The sequence below is a fragment of the Paraburkholderia sp. HC6.4b genome (assembly GCF_014200875.1).
Taxonomy (GTDB): Bacteria; Pseudomonadota; Gammaproteobacteria; order Burkholderiales; family Burkholderiaceae; genus Paraburkholderia; species Paraburkholderia tuberum.
Genome location: NZ_JACHDC010000023.1, coordinates 110,756 through 128,681 on the forward strand (window position 1 = coordinate 110,756; position 17,926 = coordinate 128,681).

The following is a 17,926-nucleotide window of genomic DNA, read 5'->3' on the forward strand; positions in this document are numbered from 1 at the left end:
CGGGATGGCGGGCAGCCGCCGGACATTCCGGTCCGCTGTCGCGGTCCACGTCGCCGGCGACGTCACATCGACTCCATTGCACCATGACCAGCCCCGCAACTCTCACCTGGCCAGAAGCCGACGGCCCGCGCACCGTACGTTGGCGTTCCGAAGCGGCCGTGCCGCCGCCGAAGCGCGTCGTCGTCGCCGACGACCGCACCACCGCCGATTCGGCCTACCGCCTCGCCTGCGAAGGCACCGCGCTGCTATGGCGCGGCGACTTCCAGAACGCGCGCCAACTGCTGCAGGCCGTCACGCGCCGGCTCGAACGCAAGCCGCGCAAGCAGGGAGCCACACCGCTCGACGCGTTCAACCAGCATCGGCAGGCGCAGTCGCAGCGCGCGCGCACGCTCGGCATGATCCTGATTCCGCTCGATGCCGACTACGCCATTCCGCTGCGTCGCGCGCCCGACGTGCGGCAGGCCTGCATCGAAGCTTATGGACCGGCGAGCGGTGACGCGTCGGTCGTGTCGTTGCGTGAGTTGCTCGGTTTGATCGGCGCGCACGAATGGCGCAAGAAGGGCGTCGAGATTACGGCGCTCGGCGAGCGCATCCATCCGCACTACGGTGTGTTCTCACCGGTTCGCGGCGAGTACGTCGATCTGGTCGCGCGCACGCCGCTGCCGTCGCCGGACCTCGCGTTCGATATCGGCACCGGCACTGGCGTGCTGGCCGCGCTGCTGGCCAAACGCGGCGTGCGCAAGATCGTCGCGACGGACCAGGATGCGCGCGCGCTTGCGTGTGCTCGTGAAAATCTCGCGCGTCTTGGTTATGCCGAGCAGGTCGAGATCGTACAGGCCGATCTGTTTCCGGACGGTCGGGCACCGCTCGTCGTCTGCAATCCGCCGTGGGTTCCGGCGCGGCCCGCGTCGCCGCTCGAATACGCGGTCTACGATCCGGACAGCCGCATGCTGGTCGGCTTCCTGAACGGCCTCGCCGATCATCTGACGCCGGGCGGCGAGGGCTGGCTGATCATTTCGGATTTCGCCGAGCACCTTGGGCTGCGTACGCGCGAGTGGCTGCTCACGGCGATCGAGCACGCGGGGCTCAGTGTCGTGGGGCGCGAGGACATTCGTCCACGGCATCCGAAGGCCAGCGATCAGAACGATCCGTTGTATGTTGCGCGAGCGGCCGAGGTCACGTCGTTGTGGCGGCTCAAGGCGCGGTGACGGCGACTGCGCGCGTCACGCCGACGTGCCGTGCGCTTCCAGATACGCGCACGCGCCCCGGCCAGCGACCAGCCCGCTGGCAAAGCAGGCGGTCAACAGATAACCACCGGTCGGCGCCTCCCAATCGAGCATTTCGCCCGCGCAGAATGCGCCGGGCATCCGGTCGATCATCAGATGCGCGTCCAACGCCTCGAACGGGATTCCGCCCGCCGTACTGATCGCTTCCTCGATCGGTCGCGCGCGCAGCAGTCGCATCGGCAGCGCCTTGATCGCGTGGGCGAGGCCGCGTGCATCGGCGAAGGCTTCTTTCGACAGAATCTCGTGCAACAACGCCAGCTTGACCCCGCCGATTCCGATTCGCCCGTGCAGATGACTCGCGATCGAGCGTGAGCCGCGCGGCCGCGTCACTTCCTCCACGACTCGCTCGAGCGGCAAGCCTGGCGCGAGATCCAGCGCGATCGTGACCTCGCCGCCGGCGAGAATCCGCTCGCGGATCAGCGCCGACAACGCGTAAATCAGGCTCCCTTCGAGGCCCGTTTCGGTCAAAAGTATTTCACCTTGTCGATTGTGGACTTTTCCGTCTACGCCGGTGACGGAAATCGCGACCGTCTTGATCGGCTGACCCGCGAAACGCTCGCGCAGATACGGGCTCCAGTCCGCGTCGAAGCCGCAGTTCGCGGGACGCAGCGGCGTCACCGGCACGTCGCGCGACGTCATCAGCGGCACCCACGCGGCGTCGGAGCCGAGACGCGGCCAACTGGCGCCGCCGAGCGCGAACACGACCGCGTCGCAGCTGATCGTCTGCTCACCGTTGGGCGTGTCGAAGCGCAACGCGTGGGCGGCACCGTCTTCGGATGTTGACGCCCAGCCGCTCCACTTGTGACGCATATGAAACTGCACACCCGCTTCGCGCAGCCGATGCAGCCACGCGCGCAGCATCGGCGCGGCCTTCATGTCGGACGGAAATACGCGCCCCGAACTGCCGACGAACGTCTCGACGCCCAACTCGCGCAACCATGTGCGCAGCGCGTCGGGACCGAACGCGTCGAGTAACGGCGCGATGCGCTCGCGGCGCGAGCCGTAGCGGTCGAGAAACGGCGCGAGGGCTTCCGAATGCGTGATGTTCATGCCGCCTTTGCCCGCCATCAGGAATTTGCGGCCGACCGACGGCATCGCGTCATATACGTGGACTTGCACGCCGCGTCCGGCAAGCGTCTCGGCGGCCATCAGGCCGGCGGGGCCGCCGCCGATCACGGCGACGCGGGCGGAATCGAGCGAGAATGACATGCGGTTCAGCGGATCAACGGGGAGAAAAGGCGGTGCGCCGCGGTGACCGAACGGATATGCGGCGCGAAGGGCGCTATTGTCACACCGCGCGCGGCGCGCGGCAAACGCCGACAAACTCTGTCGAACTGTGCTCGGTACTGGCAAACAGGCGGCTATTCGGCCAGGCGACCGGGCTCGATCGCCCCAGACCGGAAAATACTGGATTCAGTCTTTCTCCCGGCCGTTGCGCATCGCATTCACCGCTTGGCCCGCGCCGCACGCGACCTATACTTTTCAAACATCTTCCATCGGACGCCGTTCGCGTCGTTCCTCGCGTCAATCCCCCATCACGTCGCTTGCGACGCAGCCGCTGCGGCGCGCTTCACTGCCGCGCGCCGGCAGCCGACGCGAAGCGCCTGATGCATCGATGGAAGAGTCGATCGTCTGGTTCAAGGAGATTGCCATGACCCGCAAATATATCGACTGTCGCGAGTTTCCGAGCGAAACGAACTGCACTGTCGCGCTATCCGCCGACAGCGACGGCGAACTGCTCGAAGCCGCGGTCCAGCATGCCGTCAGCGTTCACAAGCACGCGGATTCGCCGGAGCTGCGCGAGCAGCTGAAGACGCTATTTCATGAGGGAACGCCGCCCGTCGAGGCGCGGCACGCTTGAGACACCCGTGGAAGGGGAGTGGAAGCCCGCGTCGCGAGCGGCATCCAGCCGCCCGCGTGCGGGCGTGTTGCAGCAGTCTTGCGTGACACGAGAAACGCGATACCAAGCCAATCTAACCAGGATGCCGACGCGCTAACCCGGATACGCCTCATCGACCTTCAGCCCGGCGAGCTTGAAGATCACCCGCAACGTCTGCGGCTTGATGTCGCGTCGCGACGCGAGCGTCGTCATCACGAAGTCGAGCACCTTGGCGTACTTGAGCATCGTCAGGCAGGTCTCGAGGTCGACGTTGCCGTCACGCATGACCTCGGCGAGCCGCAGCATTTCCGTGGAGATGTCGCGAGCCATCTCCAGTTCGAGTTGCTGTTTCTCCGACCATGCCGGCGCGGCGGTGAGCTTCGCCATCATTTCCTGAAACTTCTGTTCGACATTTCCGTTGGGTACCGTATCCATTGCCGCCTCTTCTGTGATCATCCGAGCGCGCGACCCGTTGCAAAGCCGGCCGCTGCTGGTTACGTAACGTTCGCCCCTTGTTGCGGGACCGCTCTCCCCACATGCATCCGGTTCGCATGTCCGGTTGCACGGCCGGACAGCTTCCTGTTTTCGGCGACGCGGCTTGCACCCGCAGGCTCAGCCGGCGCTCAAGCTGTTTTCAGCCATTATCGAGACACTTCCGCGCAGCGCCTTTCGAGCAGGAAGTGTTCCCGGTGGACCGCCTATCTCGCGTGACCCAGGCAGCGTACTCGCTGGGATTGCCGCACTTTGGGTAAACTGGCAGCAACCTTTCTCTTTTTCCGTCATCTGTCGCACGTTCGCACTGCAATTGATGGCGGCCCATACGATGTCCGGCAAAACCCACGAAATCCGTCCCAACCAGTCCGTCGAACTGCTCAAAGAGCTCCACATCCTCACGCGCGACGGCAAGATGAATCAGGACAGCCGTCGCAAGCTGAAGCAGGTCTACCATCTGTTCCAGTTCATCGAGCCGCTACTCAAGGACCTGAAGGACCAGCAGGGGGCGCTGACGCTCGTCGATCACGGCGCGGGCAAGTCATACCTCGGTTTTATCCTGTACGACCTGTTTTTCAAGGAGTTTCAGGACGTGGCTGGTGGGGCTTCGCACATTTACGGCATTGAAACGCGCGAAGAGCTGGTGACGAAGTCCGAAGAGCTGGCGGCGCGGCTCGGCTTCAAGGGGATGTCGTTTCTGAATCTGTCGGTGGCGGAGTCGATCACGTCGACGCGGCTGCCCGCCGAAATCGACATCGTGACCGCGCTGCACGCGTGCAATACCGCCACCGACGACGCGATCCGTTTCGCGCTCGAAAAGCACGCGAAGTACATCGTCGTCGTGCCGTGCTGCCAGGCCGAGGTGGCCGGCGTGCTGCGGCAGAACAAGGGCAAGGATCTGAAGAACGCGCTGACGGAAATCTGGCGGCATCCGCTGCACACGCGCGAATTCGGCAGCCAGATCACGAACGTGCTGCGCTGCCTGCAGCTCGAAGCGCATGGCTATCAGGTCAGCGTGACCGAGCTGGTCGGCTGGGAACACTCGATGAAAAACGAGTTGATCATCGCGCAGTACAAGGACCTGCCGCGGCGCCGGCCCGCTGAGCGGCTCGGCGAAGTGCTGGACGCGCTCGGGCTCGATGCGCTGAAGGAGCGATTTTTCGTGCCGGCCTGAGGCGCGGCCTGGCGCTTCACTTAGCGCTTCATCAACGCATCCCAGCCCGCGAGGCCAATGCGCCGCAGCGTTTCCTGATTGCGCTCGTAGATCTCTTCCGCGTCGGGAAAGGCCTGCACGGCCCGCTCGATGCTGTCCTCGCGCAGCAGATGCAGGATCGGATAGGGCGCCCGGTTCGTGTAGTTTTCGATATCGTCGGGCTCGCTGCCTTCGAACTGGTAATGCGGATGAAAGCTCGCGATCTGGATGACGCCTTCGAGCCGCAGTTGCTGGACCAGCCGGTCGGCGAAGAGCAGGCAGTCGTTGAAGCCGAGAAAGTCCTCGAACGCGCACGGCAGGATCAGCAACGTCGTGTCGATGGCGGCGGGGTCGGCGGCGACGAGGGTCTGCAACTCGGCTTCCAGGTCGGCCAGCACCGCTTCGAGCGTGTCCGCTTCGCTGAGCGCATAGCGAATCTGCCCCTTCACATGCACGGCCTTCGCGAACGGACACAGGTTCAGGCCGATCACGGCCTCCGTCAGCCAATGACGGGTCGCGGCGATAACGGCATCGTGGGATTCGGCGGGCAACGGCATGGCGGACGGATGTGACGGGAAAACGCGCAATTCTAAAGGACCCAGCTGACGGACTGGCTCAGCGAACCGGCTTCTCCGCGCAAGCGGCCGCTATCAACTGCGCGGCGACTTTCGGCGCGGCGAGGATCGGCCCGCAGCCCGGCCCGTAAGTCTGGCTCGCCGCGTACACGCCCTCGATCAGCAGACCGAGCCCATCGGCCAGCGCTTGCGGATCGCCGGCGCCGGCCGCTGTCGACAGTTCGACGAGGCGCGCCATCAAGCGCTGCTTGTTGCGGAACACGAACTGCCGCGCCGGATGCGCGGTATCCGAAAACTCCACCGACACGTTCACGAACGGGCAGCCGCGGTAATCGTCGACCGAGGCGCGCACCGCGAGGTCGTCGAAATACTGCTGAAGCTGCTTCGCCGGCTCGCCAGGATGCTTCGCGAAGCTCTTCTCGACGTAGCGGAAGAACTGCTCGTCCTTCTGCTCCAGATACGCCATCACGAGCTCGTCCTTCGACGAAAACTGCCGGTACAGACTCATCTTGTTCACGCCCGCGCGCTCGACCACCGCATCGACGCCGACCGTGCGCACGCCCTCGCGATAGAACAACTCGCTGGCCGCGCGCAGCAGATGCAGCTGCGCCTGCGGCCCGGCGGTCTGTGCGCCGCGCGCGCGCCGCGCACGAGTAGGGGCGGGCTTGGGGGTTTCGCTGTCGGACATGGCAAGTCACTCGAATGAGATTGACGCCTTGACATGTTACCGACCAGTAACTAAGATCGCAACACAATTGTGACCGATCTGTCACAAGACATTCACCGAGGCCGTAATAATACGAACGACGCCGCCACCCGGGCCGCGTCGATGGGAGAATCGATGAACTGGGCTGCGCGACTGATAGGCGGGCGTTTCCACTACGGCTGGTTGACCGTCGCCGTGGTGTTCCTGGTGTTGCTCGCGGCTGCGGGTACGCGAGCGACACCGAGCGTGATGATGGTGCCGCTCGAGCACCAATTCGGCTGGAGCCGCGCGACGATTTCGCTCGCGATCTCGGTGAACATCGCGCTGTACGGGTTGATGGGGCCGTTCGCGGCCGCCGCGATGCAGCGCTTCGGTGTGCGCCCCACGCTGCTGAGCGCGCTCGGCGCGATGGCCGCGGGTGTCGCGCTGTCGTCGCTGATGACTCATCCGTGGCAAATGGTGCTGATCTGGGGCGTGATGGTCGGCGGCTCGACCGGGGTAGCGGCGCTGTCGCTGTCGGCGACGGTCGTGACGCGCTGGTTCACGACGCGCCGCGGTCTCGTGATGGGTATCCTGACCGCCAGCTCGGCGACCGGCCAGCTGGTGTTTCTGCCGCTGCTCGCGGCCATCGCCGAGCATTACGGCTGGCGTCAGGTCGTGTGGGTCGTCGCGCTCGCGGCGGCCGTCGTGATTCCGCTCGTCGCGTTCCTGCTGCCCGAGCATCCGGCCAGCATGCAGCTGCGCCCGTACGGCGAACCCCATGACGCGCCCATCACGACGACCGTCACCAGGCAGAATCCGCTCGCGATCGCATTCGGCACGCTCGCGTCGGCGAGCAAAACGCGCGACTTCTGGCTGCTGTTCTTCAGCTTCTTCATTTGCGGCGCGAGCACCAATGGCTATGTCGGCACCCATCTGATCGCGATGTGCGGCGACTACGGGATGACCGAAGTGCAGGGCGCGTCGTTGCTCGCGGCGATGGGCGTGTTCGACCTGTTCGGCACGACGATGTCGGGCTGGCTGTCGGACCGCTTCAATAGCCGCGTGCTGCTGTTCTGGTATTACGGGCTGCGGGGGCTGTCGCTGATGTATCTGCCGCACGCGTTCGGCATCGACTTTTTCGGACTGCCGCTGTTCGCGGTGTTCTACGGTCTCGACTGGATCGCCACCGTGCCGCCGACCGTGCGTCTTGCGACCGACGTCTACGGCAAGGAATCGGCGCCGATCGTGTTCGGCTGGGTGGTCGCGGGCCACCAGCTCGGCGCGGCGTTCGCGGCGCTCGGCGCGGGCATGCTGCGCGCGAGTCTTGGCACCTACACGGTCGCATCGATGATTTCCGGCGGCTTGTGTTTGATCGCCGCGGTGATCGTGCTGCGCATCAACCGCCCGGCCAAGGTGCCGACGCCGCAGGCAATCTGAGGCGCCCTCGCGAGCCGCGCGGATTCACCGTCAGCGAAGCAACGACGCACGGCCCCATAACGGGGCCGTGCGCGTTTTCTCAGCCAGCACGCATAGCGCCGCGCCGCAACTTGGAGCGCGCACCGAAAGCCCGTTATGCTATGTGGCCTCGGGCAGCCGCCCGGAGAACATGAATATCTACCGAGAGAAGCGCATGGCCACCAAACCCGCCTCAACCGAAGTTGCCATTCACGAGCTGATTGCAGGCCGTTGGAGCCCTCGCGCGTATTCGAGCGAGCCGGTGAGCCGCGATCAGTTGCGCGCCGTGCTCGAAGCGGCGCGCTGGGCGCCGTCTTCATATAACGTGCAGCCCTGGCGTTTTGTGGTATTCGATCGCAGCGTCGACGAAGTCGCGTTCAAGAAGGCTTTCGCCACGCTGGTGCCGTTCAACCAGGGCTGGAATGCGCTCGCGCCGGTGCTGATCGCGGTGACCGCGCACACACTGACCAACAAGGGCGACGTAAACCGCTGCGCGTTCTACGACGCCGGCGCGGCGGCGATGTCGCTGGTGCTGCAGGCGCACGCGCTTGGCCTCGCCGCGCACCAGATGAGCGGCTTCGACGTGAACGCGTTCCGTACCACCTTCGAACTACCAAAGGACGTCGAGCCGATCGCGATGATCTCGCTCGGCCATTACGGCGACGTCGACAAACTGGACCCGGTCCTGCGCGAACGCGAGAAGGCGCCGCGTCAACGCGCGGCGCTCGCGGATATCGCGTACGCCGGCGCCTGGAAGAAGGCGTTCTGAGCGATGGATTCGCCGCGCTTGCCGCGCGATTTCGCGTAAAGGGAAGAAAGCAGTCGATGAGCAACGAAGCAGTCAGGCACGCGCGGCACGGTCCGCGCGTTTTTCATGCAGCGCCGTCCATGCCGTTCTCGCCCTCCGTCACGCTGGACAGCGGCGCGGCCACATGTTCGAGCGACTTGCGCTCCGCGTCGACACCCCACATCGCCGCGACGAGCGCCGCCGCGAGCATCAACGCCGAGCCGACCAGATAGCCCGAAAACACCTCGCTGCGCTGATGCGTATCGATCAGCCGACCGAAAAACGCCGGCCCGATGATGCCGCCGAGCGCGGTGCCGAACGCATAGAAAACCGCGATCGCGAGCGCGCGGATTTCGAGCGGAAACGATTCGCTCACGGTCAGATACGCGGAACTCGCGGCCGCCGACGCAAAGAAGAAAATGACCATCCAGGCGACCGTCTGCGTGACGACGCTCAGCAGTTGCTGCTCGAACAGATAACCGGACAGCGTCAGCAGGATCGCCGACATCGCGTAGGTCGCGGCGATCATCTTGCGTCGGCCGATCACGTCGAACAGCCGCCCGAGCACGAGCGGCCCCAGGAAATTGCCGAGCGCGAAAGGCAGCAGATACCAGCCGATGTCGTCGCCCGGCACGTGATAGAAGTCGGTGAGGACGAGCGCGTAGGTGAAAAAGATCGCGTTGTAGAAGAATGCCTGCGCGGTCATCATCGTGAGACCGACCAGCGCGCGGCGCCGGTGCACGTTGAACAGCGTGTGGAACACCTCGCGCAACGGCGTATGGTCGCGCGCGCGCAGGCGCAGCCGCGTGAGGGCGTCGTCGGCAAGCGTGTGGCCGTCGTTGCGAAAACGCGTCTCGATGCCCTCGACGATCGTGCGGGCGTCGCGCTCGTCGCCGTGCGTGAGTAGCCAGCGCGGGCTTTCGGGTATCCAGATGCGCATCGGCAGGATCACCAGCGCGAGCACCGCGCCGATGAAAAAACACGCGCGCCAGCCCCAGTCGGAAGGCAGCAGGTGCGGATCGAGCAGCACCAGCGAGCCCGCGGCGCCGAGCCCCGCGCCCACCCAGAACGTGCCGTTGATGCCGAGGTCGGTCCAGCCGCGCACGCGTGCCGGCGTGAATTCCTGGATCGTCGAGTTGATCGCCGTGTATTCGCCGCCGATACCCGCACCGGTCAGGAAGCGGAACAGCATGAAGCTCATCAGATTCCACGACAGCGCGGTCGCCGCGGTCGCGGCCAGATACAGCGTCAGCGTGATGAAAAACAGCTTGCGGCGGCCGAGCCGGTCGGTCAGCCAGCCGAAACCGAGCGCACCGAGCACCGCGCCGGCAATGTATGCGCTGCCCGCGAGGCCGACGTCGGCATTCGAAAAGCGCAGCGCCGGGCTGGTTTTCAGCGCGCTCGCGACCGCGCCGGCGAGCGTCACCTCGAGGCCGTCGAGCAGCCACGTCACGCCGAGCGCAACCACGATCAGCGTATGAAAGCGGCCCCACGGCAGACGGTCTAGCCGCGACGGCAGATCGGTTTCGATCAGCGTGGCGTGCTGGTCATCGACGGCGGCGGTGGGCGGCACGCTCATGACGCGAAGTCTCCTCGATGGCGAAATGGGGCGGCATATTCGGTCGGACGTAGCAACATCCATTCCGCGCCATGATTTCAAACGATCTTGCGGCCGTCCCGGCAGCTTCAGTTGATGCTGCCGGAGTTTTCGTGATACAAAGCCGCTCCCCTTTCTTTGCGCGCCAGCCGTGAGCGGCCATTCCTGCCATGAACTATTGCGCGATTGACTTCGGTACTTCCAATTCGGCCGTCGCGGTTCCGATCGGCCCGCAGCTGAAGCTGGCGCCGGTCGAAGGCGCGTACACGACGCTGCCCACCGCGGTCTTCTTCAATACCGACGAACACACCAGCGAATTCGGGCGCGCGGCGCTCGCTGCTTACATCGACGGTTTCGACGGCCGGCTGATGCGCTCGATGAAAAGCATTCTCGGCTCGCCGCTCGCCGAGAATACGACCGATCTCGGCGACGGCAGTGCGATCAAGTACACCGACGTGATCGCGACGTTCCTGACTCACCTGAAGCGCGCGGCCGAGGCGAGCGCCGGCGGCGCGATCGACCGCGCGGTGCTGGGCCGCCCGGTGTTCTTCGTCGACGACGACCCGCGCGCCGACCAGATGGCGCAGCAACAGCTCGAAGCCGCCGCGCGCACGGCCGGCTTGCGCGACATCCACTTTCAGTATGAACCGATAGCGGCTGCGTTCGACTACGAATCGCACCTGAGCGCCGAGGGGCTCGTGCTTGTGGCGGACATCGGCGGCGGTACGTCGGACTTTTCGCTCGTGCGAGTGGGGCCGGAACGGATGAAGCGCGTCGAGCGCAAGGACGATGTGCTCGCGCACCACGGCGTGCACGTCGCGGGTACGGACTTCGACCGCCGCGTCGAACTCGCCACGATACTGCGCGAACTCGGCTACCAGTCGCTCGATCCGCAAGGGCGCGAAATCCCGAACCGGATTTATTTCGATCTCGCGACCTGGCACCTGATCAACACCGTCTACACGCCGAAGCGCGTCAGCGAACTCGCGCTGATGCGGCACCTTTTCACGGAGACGAAGCACCACGACCGGCTGATGCGCGTGGTCGAGCAGCGTTTCGGGCACGCGCTCGCCGCCCACGCGGAAGAGGCGAAGATCGGCGTGGCGGCGGGCGGCGAGACCGTGATCGATCTCGAGCAGGTGGAAGAGGATCTGCGTCTCGCGTTCGACGAAGCGCAGCTCGTCAAAGCGGGCGAGGAAGAAACGCGACGCATCGTGCAGGCCGCGCGCGATACGGTGCAGGCCGCGGGCGTCGCGCCGCGCGATGTCGACGCGATCTATTTCACCGGCGGGTCAACCGGCCTCGCGTTTCTGTCGGGCGCGTTGGCCGCGGCGTTTCCAGACGCGCAAGCGGTATTCGGCGATCGTCTCGCGAGCGTTGCGACCGGCCTCGGTATTCATGCGCGGCGTGTATTCGGATAATCCCGAATAATCAACAAATAATCCGCCGCGGATTGCGAAGTAACGCGAAGTTAATCGGCGCATTCAGATTGGCCGCCGTAATAAAAAACCCCGCCGAGGCGGGGTTTTTTTGCGTCCAGAAGGAAGCGCGGAGCTTACACCGGCTTGATGTTAGCCGCTTGCTTGCCCTTCGGGCCCGTCTTCACTTCAAACGTGACCTTCTGGTTTTCTTGCAGCGTCTTGAAGCCTTCAGTGCGAATTTCCGAGAAATGCGCGAACAGATCTTCACCGCCGCCGTCCGGAGTGATGAAGCCAAAGCCCTTAGCGTCGTTGAACCACTTGACGGTACCGGTTTCCATATTACTTTTTTCCTAAAAATGGTGAATAAGGCCGAAGCCCGGGGTGCATGAAAATCAAGGAAGGGGGTAATGGGACCAACCGGAGTACCGTTGATGGGCGAACTACGAAAGAACCACTTCACTCGCCACTTGAAATCCTGCCCGAACGTTATACGGCGAATTCGGACGAAGGTCAACAGTCTAGACGAAACTTTGCCGGACTGATCCGAAATTTTCTTACAAAGCTTGCGCAGGGGGACAACTTTTTGCTAGGGAGAACCCTGAGTTCGGCTGCGGTTTCGCTGCAGTAACACGGTGCAACCGTTAAACTACGCGCCGCGCGTCGGTTGCACCTATTCCGCATCTGGACGCGCTTACATGCGCGTCACCCCGTCCCCACCGCCACAAGCGATGTCACGCGGTGCCGACATGGTTCTGATTTAGGAGAAGACTTGAAAAGTTCTATACAACGGAACATCGGGCCATTCGCGCTGATGCTGACCGGTCTGGGCTCGATCATCGGTTCGGGTTGGCTGTTCGGCGCGTGGAAGGCTGCAAAAATTGCCGGTCCGGCTGCGATTTGCGCATGGATCATCGGTGCGGTCGTGATTCTCGCGATTGCGCTGACCTACGCGGAACTTGGCGCGATGTTTCCGGAATCTGGCGGGATGGTGCGCTATGCGCGCTACTCGCACGGCGCGCTGGTCGGTTTCATCAGCGCGTGGGCCAACTGGATCGCGATCGTGTCGGTGATCCCGATCGAGGCCGAAGCATCGATCCAATATATGAGTACCTGGCCCTATCCCTGGGCGCATGCGCTGTTCGTCGACGGGTCGTTGACGACCAACGGCCTGCTGTTGTCCGCCGGGCTCGTCATCATCTATTTCCTGCTCAACTACTGGGGCGTCAAGCTGTTCGCGCGCGCTAACTCGGCGATCACGATCTTCAAGTTCCTGATCCCGGGCGCAACGATCGTCGGCCTGATGATGACAGGCGTCCACACCGAGAACTTTGGTCAGACGACCACGTTCGCGCCGTACGGCTGGTCGGCGGTGCTGACCGCGGTCGCGACGAGCGGCATCGTGTTCGCATTCAACGGTTTCCAGAGCCCGATCAACCTGGCCGGTGAAGCGCGAAATCCGGCCAGGAGCGTGCCGTTCGCGGTGATCGGCTCGATCCTGCTCGCGCTCGTGATCTACGTGTTGCTGCAGATCGCATACATCGGTGCCGTGAATCCGGCCGACGTGATGAAGGGCTGGAGCCACTTCAGCTTTGCTTCGCCGTTCGCGGAACTGGCGATTGCGCTGAACCTGAACTGGCTGGCGATCCTGCTGTACGTCGACGCGTTCGTGAGCCCGAGCGGCACCGGTACGACCTACATGGCAACCACCTCGCGCATGATCTACGCGATGGAGCGCAACAACACGATGCCGAAGATGTTCGGTAACGTGCACCCGTTCTATGGCGTTCCGCGCAACGCGATGTGGTTCAACCTGCTCGTCTCGTTCATCTTCCTGTTCTTCTTCCGCGGCTGGAGTTCGCTCGCGGCGGTGATTTCGGTCGCGACCGTGATCTCGTACCTGACCGGCCCGATCAGCCTGATGGCACTGCGCCGCGCGGCAACCGATCTCGAGCGCCCGCTGCACATCGCCGGCATGAAGGTGATCGCGCCGTTCGCGTTCGTCTGCGCGTCGCTGATCCTGTACTGGGCGAGGTGGCCGCTGACCGGCGAAATCATTCTGCTGATGGTCGTCGCGCTGCCGGTGTATTTCTACTTCCAGGCGAAGTCGGGCTTCGAGGGCTGGGGCCGTGACCTGAAGGCCGCCTGGTGGCTGGTCGCGTATCTGCCGATCATGGCGATCCTGTCGCTGATCGGCAGCAAGGAGTTTGGCGGCTTCGGCATTCTGCCTTACGGCTGGGACATGCTCGTCGTGATCGCCTTCGCGTTGGTGTTCTACTTCTGGGGCGTGAACAGCGGCTATCGTTCGGAGTATCTGGACGAGCGGCTCGTGCACGACGAAGTGCTCGAAGTTGTCGGCGCGCATTGAGCGCCGGTCGAAACCGAAGATCCGCTCGACGCGGGTCTTTCGGGGCCGATAAAAAGCCCGCCCGATCGATGATCAGGCGGGCTTTTTGTTGACCTTTGTGCGCGACCCCGCGCCGGATCATGCGGTCCCGAACACGTAGTTCGTCATCGCGAGCGAGCGTTGGTAGGTGCCGAGCGACTGGATCGCGAGCGAATAGTCGTCGTCGGCGGCACCGAGCGCGGCGAATACCGGCAACAGATGCTCGTCGGTCGGATGCATCAACACCGCGTGCGGCGCCTGGCGGCGATAGTCGAGCAGCGCGTCGATATCGCGCGCGACGAGCTTGTCCTCGAACCAGTCGGTGAATTCGGCCACACGCGGATCGGCGTCTTCCGGGCGCGCGGAGAAATCGGCGGCGCGCAGGTTATGGGTGATCTGGCCGGAGCCGATCACCATCACGCCTTCGTCTTTTAGCGCGCGCAGCGCGCGGCCGACGCGGAAATGATGCGCGGCGTCCTTGTGCGGTTGGATCGACAGTTGCGCGATTGGCACGTCCGCTCGCGGAAACATCAGCAGCATCGGCACCCATGCGCCGTGGTCGAGTCCGTGCGGCTGCACGTCCGCGACGATGCCGCTCGCGCCGAGCAGCGCGGCGGCGCTACGTGCGATGTCGGGCGCGCCCGGCGCCGGATATTGGATTTCATAGAGCTGGCGCGGAAAACCATAAAAATCGTGGATGGTTTCAGGCGCCGTCGCGATGCTCGCGAGTGGCTGCGCGGTACCCCAGTGCGCCGACAACATCAGGATTGCCTCGGGACGCGGCAATTGCGTGGCGAGCGCGCCGAACTCGGCGGACGGCATTGACGGATCGATCGGCAACGTGGGTGCGCCGTGAGACAGGAAAAGCGAAGGTAAGCGGTTCATGACAGCAACGCGGCCGTGTAAGCACGGCACGGAGAAATTGGGTTGCTACCAATATAGGTCCGCACGCCAGCTTGATAAATGGGCTCGGCGGGAATTGATTGCGTCGCAGCCGTTGTTAATCCGCGTTGTCGCGGTTACTCCTGCGCGCCCCGCAATCCTTCCCACGCTGGCGACAACGCCGGCCCCAGCGCAAACAGATCGAGCACGCGTGCGACAGTGTGGTCGACCATCCCGTCGATCGAAGCAGGCCGGTTATAGAACGCGGGCAGCGGCGGGAAGATCACTCCGCCCATTTCGGTGACGGCCGTCATATTGCGCAGATGCGCGAGATTGAACGGCGTTTCGCGCACCAGCAGCACGAGACGGCGACGCTCCTTCAGTGTGACGTCGGCGGCGCGGGTGATCAGGTTGTCGGCGAAACCGTGCGCGATGCTCGCGAGTGTTTTCATCGAGCAGGGCGCGACGATCATGCCGTCGGTCGTGAACGAGCCGGACGCGATGCTCGCGCCGACATCACGCACCGAATGGACGACATCCGCGAGCGGATGCACGTCTTCCTTGCCCAACTCGAGTTCATGCTGGATGTTGAGCCAACCCGCGCTCGAAATCAGCAGGTGGCTCTCGACGCCGCCGAGCCGCCGCAGCGTCTCGAGCAGCCGGATGCCGTAGATGGCGCCGGTGGCGCCGGTGATCGCGACGATCAGCCGGCGAGGCACCGCGGTGCGTGCTTGCTGCATGGCTTGCGGCGCCTGATGAAGCGAACGAAGCGTAGAACGCTCAGGCCGCGGCGAACAGCTGCTGCAGTTCGCCCGATTCGTACATCTCCATCATGATGTCCGAGCCGCCGATGAATTCGCCCTTCACGTACAGCTGCGGAATGGTCGGCCAGTTCGAGAACACCTTGATGCCCTGACGGATTTCGTCGTCTTCGAGCACGTTGACGGTCTTGATTTCACCGGCACCGCACGCCTTCAGGATCTGGATGGCGCGGCCGGAAAAACCGCACATCGGGAACTGGGCCGTGCCCTTCATGAAGAGAACGACGTTGTTGCCGTCGACGATTTGCTTGATGCGTTGTTGCGTATCCATGACTGACCTTGCGGTTCCGATAAAGGATGGGAATAGGCTGAAATGATAGCGGATTTCGCTACGGGCGGCCGCAGCCACGTCGCGCCTGGGGTTTTAGCCTCGGCGACCGCGCTCAGGCCGCAGCGGCGCGCAGCACGCCGCCGCTGATCCGCTCGATGCCGGCGAGATCGCGCGCCGAGCGGACCTCGGCAAAACCGCGTTCGCTCAACAATGCGCGCACGGCTTCGGCCTGGTCGTAGCCATGTTCGATCCAAACCGTGCCGTCGGCGGCGAGACGCTCGGGGGCGCCGGCGACGATCGCGCGGATCGCGCTGAGGCCGTCGGCCTCGTCGGTGAGCGCGCCGCGCGGCTCGAAGCGCAGATCGCCCTCACGCAGATGCGGGTCGCCGCTCGCGATATACGGTGGATTGCTGACGATCGCATCGAAGCGCAACGCGGCGTCGAGCGAGCCGTACCAGTCGCTGGGCAGGAAAACGACGGCGCCCCCCGGGCGTTTCACGTCGAGCAGGCGCGCACCGTTGCGCGCGGCGACGGCGAGCGCGTCGGCCGAGCGGTCGAGCGCCCAGACCTGCGCGTCGGGCCGCATCGACGCGATCGCCACCGCGATTGCGCCGGTCCCGGTGCCGAGATCGAGCACACGTGGGCGCGGCCGAGGTTCGATCGCCGCGAGCGCGGTCTCCACCAGCAGCTCGGTCTCAGGACGCGGAATCAGCACGTGCGGCGTCACTTCGAATTCGAGCCCGAAGAACTCGCGCGCACCGACGAGCTGCGCGACCGGCTCGCCGGCCATGCGCCGCGCCTCGAGCGTGCGATAACGCTCGACGCTTGCGCGTTCCAGCGGCTCCTCGCCGCGCGTGATCAGCTGCGTGCGCCGCCAACCGAGCACATGGGTGAGCAGAATCCGCGCTTCGAGCGGCGGCAGCGGCGATGCGCGCAATAGCGCCTCGGCCGTGGCGGGCAGAGCGGTGGGGTCGAGCGGAGCCGGGGAGGCGTCGGTCATTGTCGGGGCCGTTAGTCCGCGTCGCCGAGCGAAGCCAGCAGTTCGGCCTGATGCTCGCTGACGAGCGCCGCGATCAGTTCTTCGAGATCGCCGTCCATGATCGCGTCGAGGCGATACAGCGTCAGGTTGATGCGGTGATCGGTGAGGCGCCCCTGCGGGAAGTTGTACGTGCGGATGCGCTCCGAACGGTCGCCCGAGCCGATCAGGTTCTTGCGCGTCGCCGCTTCCTTCGCCTGCTGCTCGTGCGCCTGCTTGTCCTTGATGCGAGCGGCGAGCACCTTCAGCGCGCGATCCTTGTTCTTGTGCTGCGAGCGGTCGTCCTGACATTCGACGACGATGCCCGTCGGCAAGTGCGTGACGCGCACCGCCGAGTCGGTCTTGTTGATGTGCTGGCCGCCCGCGCCCGACGCGCGGAACGTGTCGATACGCAGATCGGCCGGATTGATCTCGACTTCGCCGATCTCGTCCGCTTCCGGCATCACCGCGACCGTGCACGCCGAGGTATGGATGCGGCCCTGCGTTTCGGTGGCTGGCACGCGCTGCACGCGATGCCCGCCCGACTCGAACTTCAGCTTCGAATACGCGGCATCGCCGGCAATTCGCACGATCACTTCGCGATAGCCCCCGAGGTCCGATTCGCTCGCCGACATCATCTCGACCTGCCAGCGGTTGCGCTCGGCATAGCGCAGATACATGCGCAGCAGATCGCCCGCGAACAGCGCGGATTCGTCGCCGCCGGTGCCCGCGCGGATTTCGAGGAAAATGTTGCGCTCGTCGTTCGGGTCTTTCGGCAGCAGCATTTTCTGCAGTTCGACGCCGAGCGTCTCCATACGATCGCGTGCTGCGCGGATTTCCTCTTCGGCGAAATCGCGCATCGACACGTCGGCGAGCAGTTCCTGCGCGGTGGCGGCGTCGTTTTGCGCCTGGCGCCACAGCCCGTAATGCTCGACGACCGGGTCGAGCTCCGCGTGTTCGCGCGTCAGCTTGCGGTACTGGTCGAGGTTGGCGGTGATGTCCTCGCGGCTCAACAGGTCGTTCAGTTCGGCCAGCCGGGTGGTCAGCTGGTCGAGCTTGCGTTGCATGCTCGTTTTCATCGGGCGGGTAGCGGAGCGGACTCCGGAATGGATGCGGCCAGGGGAACGGGCGAATGCCCGGGGCGGAAGCACTTTGCGAGCCACGGCGGTGGCGCGCGGGGGT

Annotated in this window: 18 protein-coding genes; 7 read left to right on the forward strand and 11 right to left on the reverse strand. The window is 64.6% G+C overall.

All coding sequences use genetic code 11. From position 1 onward, the window contains the following. Nucleotides 1–83: 83 nt before the first annotated feature. Nucleotides 84–1,208: a class I SAM-dependent methyltransferase gene (locus tag HDG34_RS30900; RefSeq protein ID WP_184065615.1), complete on the forward strand. Its 1,125-nt coding sequence runs from the start codon at nt 84–86 to the stop codon at nt 1,206–1,208. A gap of 15 nt (nt 1,209–1,223) precedes the next feature. Here the strand turns inward: HDG34_RS30900 and HDG34_RS30905 are convergent, their stop codons facing one another. Next, nucleotides 1,224–2,495, reverse strand: a complete 1,272-nt coding sequence (locus HDG34_RS30905) for a TIGR03862 family flavoprotein (protein WP_184065618.1) — start codon at nt 2,493–2,495, stop codon at nt 1,224–1,226. Nucleotides 2,496–2,937: 442 nt separating this feature from the next. Here HDG34_RS30905 and HDG34_RS30910 point away from each other — a divergent pair, with 442 nt between their 5' ends. After that, nucleotides 2,938–3,147, forward strand: a complete 210-nt coding sequence (locus HDG34_RS30910) for a DUF1059 domain-containing protein (RefSeq protein ID WP_090805487.1) — start codon at nt 2,938–2,940, stop codon at nt 3,145–3,147. Between the two features lie 132 nt (nt 3,148–3,279). Here the strand turns inward: HDG34_RS30910 and HDG34_RS30915 are convergent, their stop codons facing one another. Beyond that, complete coding sequence (locus HDG34_RS30915; RefSeq protein WP_090802066.1) at nt 3,280–3,600, reverse strand: DNA-binding protein; 321 nt, start codon at nt 3,598–3,600, stop codon at nt 3,280–3,282. A 388-nt stretch (nt 3,601–3,988) separates the two neighbouring features. On the opposite strand from HDG34_RS30915, the gene HDG34_RS30920 reads away from it, so the two are divergent. Continuing rightward, on the forward strand, nt 3,989–4,831 hold the full coding sequence (locus tag HDG34_RS30920) for an SAM-dependent methyltransferase (RefSeq protein ID WP_184065621.1): 843 nt from the start codon (nt 3,989–3,991) through the stop codon (nt 4,829–4,831). A gap of 20 nt (nt 4,832–4,851) precedes the next feature. Here HDG34_RS30920 and HDG34_RS30925 read toward each other — a convergent pair whose 3' ends face one another. Further along, nucleotides 4,852–5,406 (reverse strand): DUF1415 domain-containing protein, encoded by a 555-nt coding sequence (locus HDG34_RS30925; protein WP_184065625.1) that lies wholly within the window; start codon nt 5,404–5,406, stop codon nt 4,852–4,854. 58 nt (nt 5,407–5,464) lie between these two features. Beyond that, nucleotides 5,465–6,112 (reverse strand): TetR/AcrR family transcriptional regulator, encoded by a 648-nt coding sequence (locus tag HDG34_RS30930; RefSeq protein ID WP_184065627.1) that lies wholly within the window; start codon nt 6,110–6,112, stop codon nt 5,465–5,467. Between the two features lie 153 nt (nt 6,113–6,265). On the opposite strand from HDG34_RS30930, the gene HDG34_RS30935 reads away from it, so the two are divergent. Then, the gene (locus HDG34_RS30935) at nt 6,266–7,549 is read left to right on the forward strand and encodes an MFS transporter (RefSeq protein ID WP_184065630.1); all 1,284 of its coding nucleotides are present in this window, start codon (nt 6,266–6,268) and stop codon (nt 7,547–7,549) included. A gap of 169 nt (nt 7,550–7,718) precedes the next feature. After that, on the forward strand, nt 7,719–8,336 hold the full coding sequence (locus HDG34_RS30940; protein ID WP_260321396.1) for a nitroreductase family protein: 618 nt from the start codon (nt 7,719–7,721) through the stop codon (nt 8,334–8,336). 103 nt (nt 8,337–8,439) lie between these two features. Here HDG34_RS30940 and HDG34_RS30945 read toward each other — a convergent pair whose 3' ends face one another. Continuing rightward, nucleotides 8,440–9,933: an MFS transporter gene (locus HDG34_RS30945; RefSeq protein ID WP_184065633.1), complete on the reverse strand. Its 1,494-nt coding sequence runs from the start codon at nt 9,931–9,933 to the stop codon at nt 8,440–8,442. Nucleotides 9,934–10,121: 188 nt separating this feature from the next. Here HDG34_RS30945 and HDG34_RS30950 point away from each other — a divergent pair, with 188 nt between their 5' ends. Beyond that, the gene (locus tag HDG34_RS30950; protein WP_090802057.1) at nt 10,122–11,372 is read left to right on the forward strand and encodes an Hsp70 family protein; all 1,251 of its coding nucleotides are present in this window, start codon (nt 10,122–10,124) and stop codon (nt 11,370–11,372) included. A gap of 134 nt (nt 11,373–11,506) precedes the next feature. Here the strand turns inward: HDG34_RS30950 and HDG34_RS30955 are convergent, their stop codons facing one another. Then, complete coding sequence (locus HDG34_RS30955; RefSeq protein WP_007180251.1) at nt 11,507–11,710, reverse strand: cold-shock protein; 204 nt, start codon at nt 11,708–11,710, stop codon at nt 11,507–11,509. A gap of 431 nt (nt 11,711–12,141) precedes the next feature. On the opposite strand from HDG34_RS30955, the gene HDG34_RS30960 reads away from it, so the two are divergent. Beyond that, nucleotides 12,142–13,737, forward strand: a complete 1,596-nt coding sequence (locus tag HDG34_RS30960) for an APC family permease (protein ID WP_184065637.1) — start codon at nt 12,142–12,144, stop codon at nt 13,735–13,737. Nucleotides 13,738–13,854: 117 nt separating this feature from the next. On the opposite strand, the gene HDG34_RS30965 is transcribed toward HDG34_RS30960, so the two are convergent. From HDG34_RS30965 to prfA, 5 genes are all read right to left on the reverse strand, one after another. Then, nucleotides 13,855–14,640 (reverse strand): class III extradiol ring-cleavage dioxygenase, encoded by a 786-nt coding sequence (locus HDG34_RS30965; RefSeq protein WP_184065641.1) that lies wholly within the window; start codon nt 14,638–14,640, stop codon nt 13,855–13,857. A 134-nt stretch (nt 14,641–14,774) separates the two neighbouring features. Continuing rightward, the gene (locus HDG34_RS30970; protein WP_184065644.1) at nt 14,775–15,377 is read right to left on the reverse strand and encodes a UbiX family flavin prenyltransferase; all 603 of its coding nucleotides are present in this window, start codon (nt 15,375–15,377) and stop codon (nt 14,775–14,777) included. Between the two features lie 40 nt (nt 15,378–15,417). After that, the gene (gene grxD / locus HDG34_RS30975; protein WP_018420101.1) at nt 15,418–15,729 is read right to left on the reverse strand and encodes a Grx4 family monothiol glutaredoxin; all 312 of its coding nucleotides are present in this window, start codon (nt 15,727–15,729) and stop codon (nt 15,418–15,420) included. A 112-nt stretch (nt 15,730–15,841) separates the two neighbouring features. Next, the gene (gene prmC, locus HDG34_RS30980) at nt 15,842–16,729 is read right to left on the reverse strand and encodes a peptide chain release factor N(5)-glutamine methyltransferase (protein WP_184065647.1); all 888 of its coding nucleotides are present in this window, start codon (nt 16,727–16,729) and stop codon (nt 15,842–15,844) included. 11 nt (nt 16,730–16,740) lie between these two features. Beyond that, nucleotides 16,741–17,823: a peptide chain release factor 1 gene (prfA, locus tag HDG34_RS30985; protein ID WP_184065650.1), complete on the reverse strand. Its 1,083-nt coding sequence runs from the start codon at nt 17,821–17,823 to the stop codon at nt 16,741–16,743. Nucleotides 17,824–17,926: the final 103 nt, after the last annotated feature.

Coding starts and splice junctions, on each gene's coding strand:
- HDG34_RS30910 (WP_090805487.1), top strand. CDS start 2,938: ATGACCCGCAAATATATCGACTGTCGCGAGTTTCCGAGCGAAACGAAC.
- grxD (WP_018420101.1), bottom strand. CDS start 15,729: ATGGATACGCAACAACGCATCAAGCAAATCGTCGACGGCAACAACGTC.
- HDG34_RS30925 (WP_184065625.1), bottom strand. CDS start 5,406: ATGCCGTTGCCCGCCGAATCCCACGATGCCGTTATCGCCGCGACCCGT.
- HDG34_RS30905 (WP_184065618.1), bottom strand. CDS start 2,495: ATGTCATTCTCGCTCGATTCCGCCCGCGTCGCCGTGATCGGCGGCGGC.
- prfA (WP_184065650.1), bottom strand. CDS start 17,823: ATGAAAACGAGCATGCAACGCAAGCTCGACCAGCTGACCACCCGGCTG.
- HDG34_RS30955 (WP_007180251.1), bottom strand. CDS start 11,710: ATGGAAACCGGTACCGTCAAGTGGTTCAACGACGCTAAGGGCTTTGGC.
- HDG34_RS30965 (WP_184065641.1), bottom strand. CDS start 14,640: ATGAACCGCTTACCTTCGCTTTTCCTGTCTCACGGCGCACCCACGTTG.
- HDG34_RS30920 (WP_184065621.1), top strand. CDS start 3,989: ATGTCCGGCAAAACCCACGAAATCCGTCCCAACCAGTCCGTCGAACTG.
- HDG34_RS30930 (WP_184065627.1), bottom strand. CDS start 6,112: ATGTCCGACAGCGAAACCCCCAAGCCCGCCCCTACTCGTGCGCGGCGC.
- HDG34_RS30945 (WP_184065633.1), bottom strand. CDS start 9,933: ATGAGCGTGCCGCCCACCGCCGCCGTCGATGACCAGCACGCCACGCTG.
- HDG34_RS30950 (WP_090802057.1), top strand. CDS start 10,122: ATGAACTATTGCGCGATTGACTTCGGTACTTCCAATTCGGCCGTCGCG.
- HDG34_RS30935 (WP_184065630.1), top strand. CDS start 6,266: ATGAACTGGGCTGCGCGACTGATAGGCGGGCGTTTCCACTACGGCTGG.
- HDG34_RS30915 (WP_090802066.1), bottom strand. CDS start 3,600: ATGGATACGGTACCCAACGGAAATGTCGAACAGAAGTTTCAGGAAATG.
- HDG34_RS30940 (WP_260321396.1), top strand. CDS start 7,719: ATGAATATCTACCGAGAGAAGCGCATGGCCACCAAACCCGCCTCAACC.
- HDG34_RS30970 (WP_184065644.1), bottom strand. CDS start 15,377: ATGCAGCAAGCACGCACCGCGGTGCCTCGCCGGCTGATCGTCGCGATC.
- HDG34_RS30900 (WP_184065615.1), top strand. CDS start 84: ATGACCAGCCCCGCAACTCTCACCTGGCCAGAAGCCGACGGCCCGCGC.
- prmC (WP_184065647.1), bottom strand. CDS start 16,729: ATGACCGACGCCTCCCCGGCTCCGCTCGACCCCACCGCTCTGCCCGCC.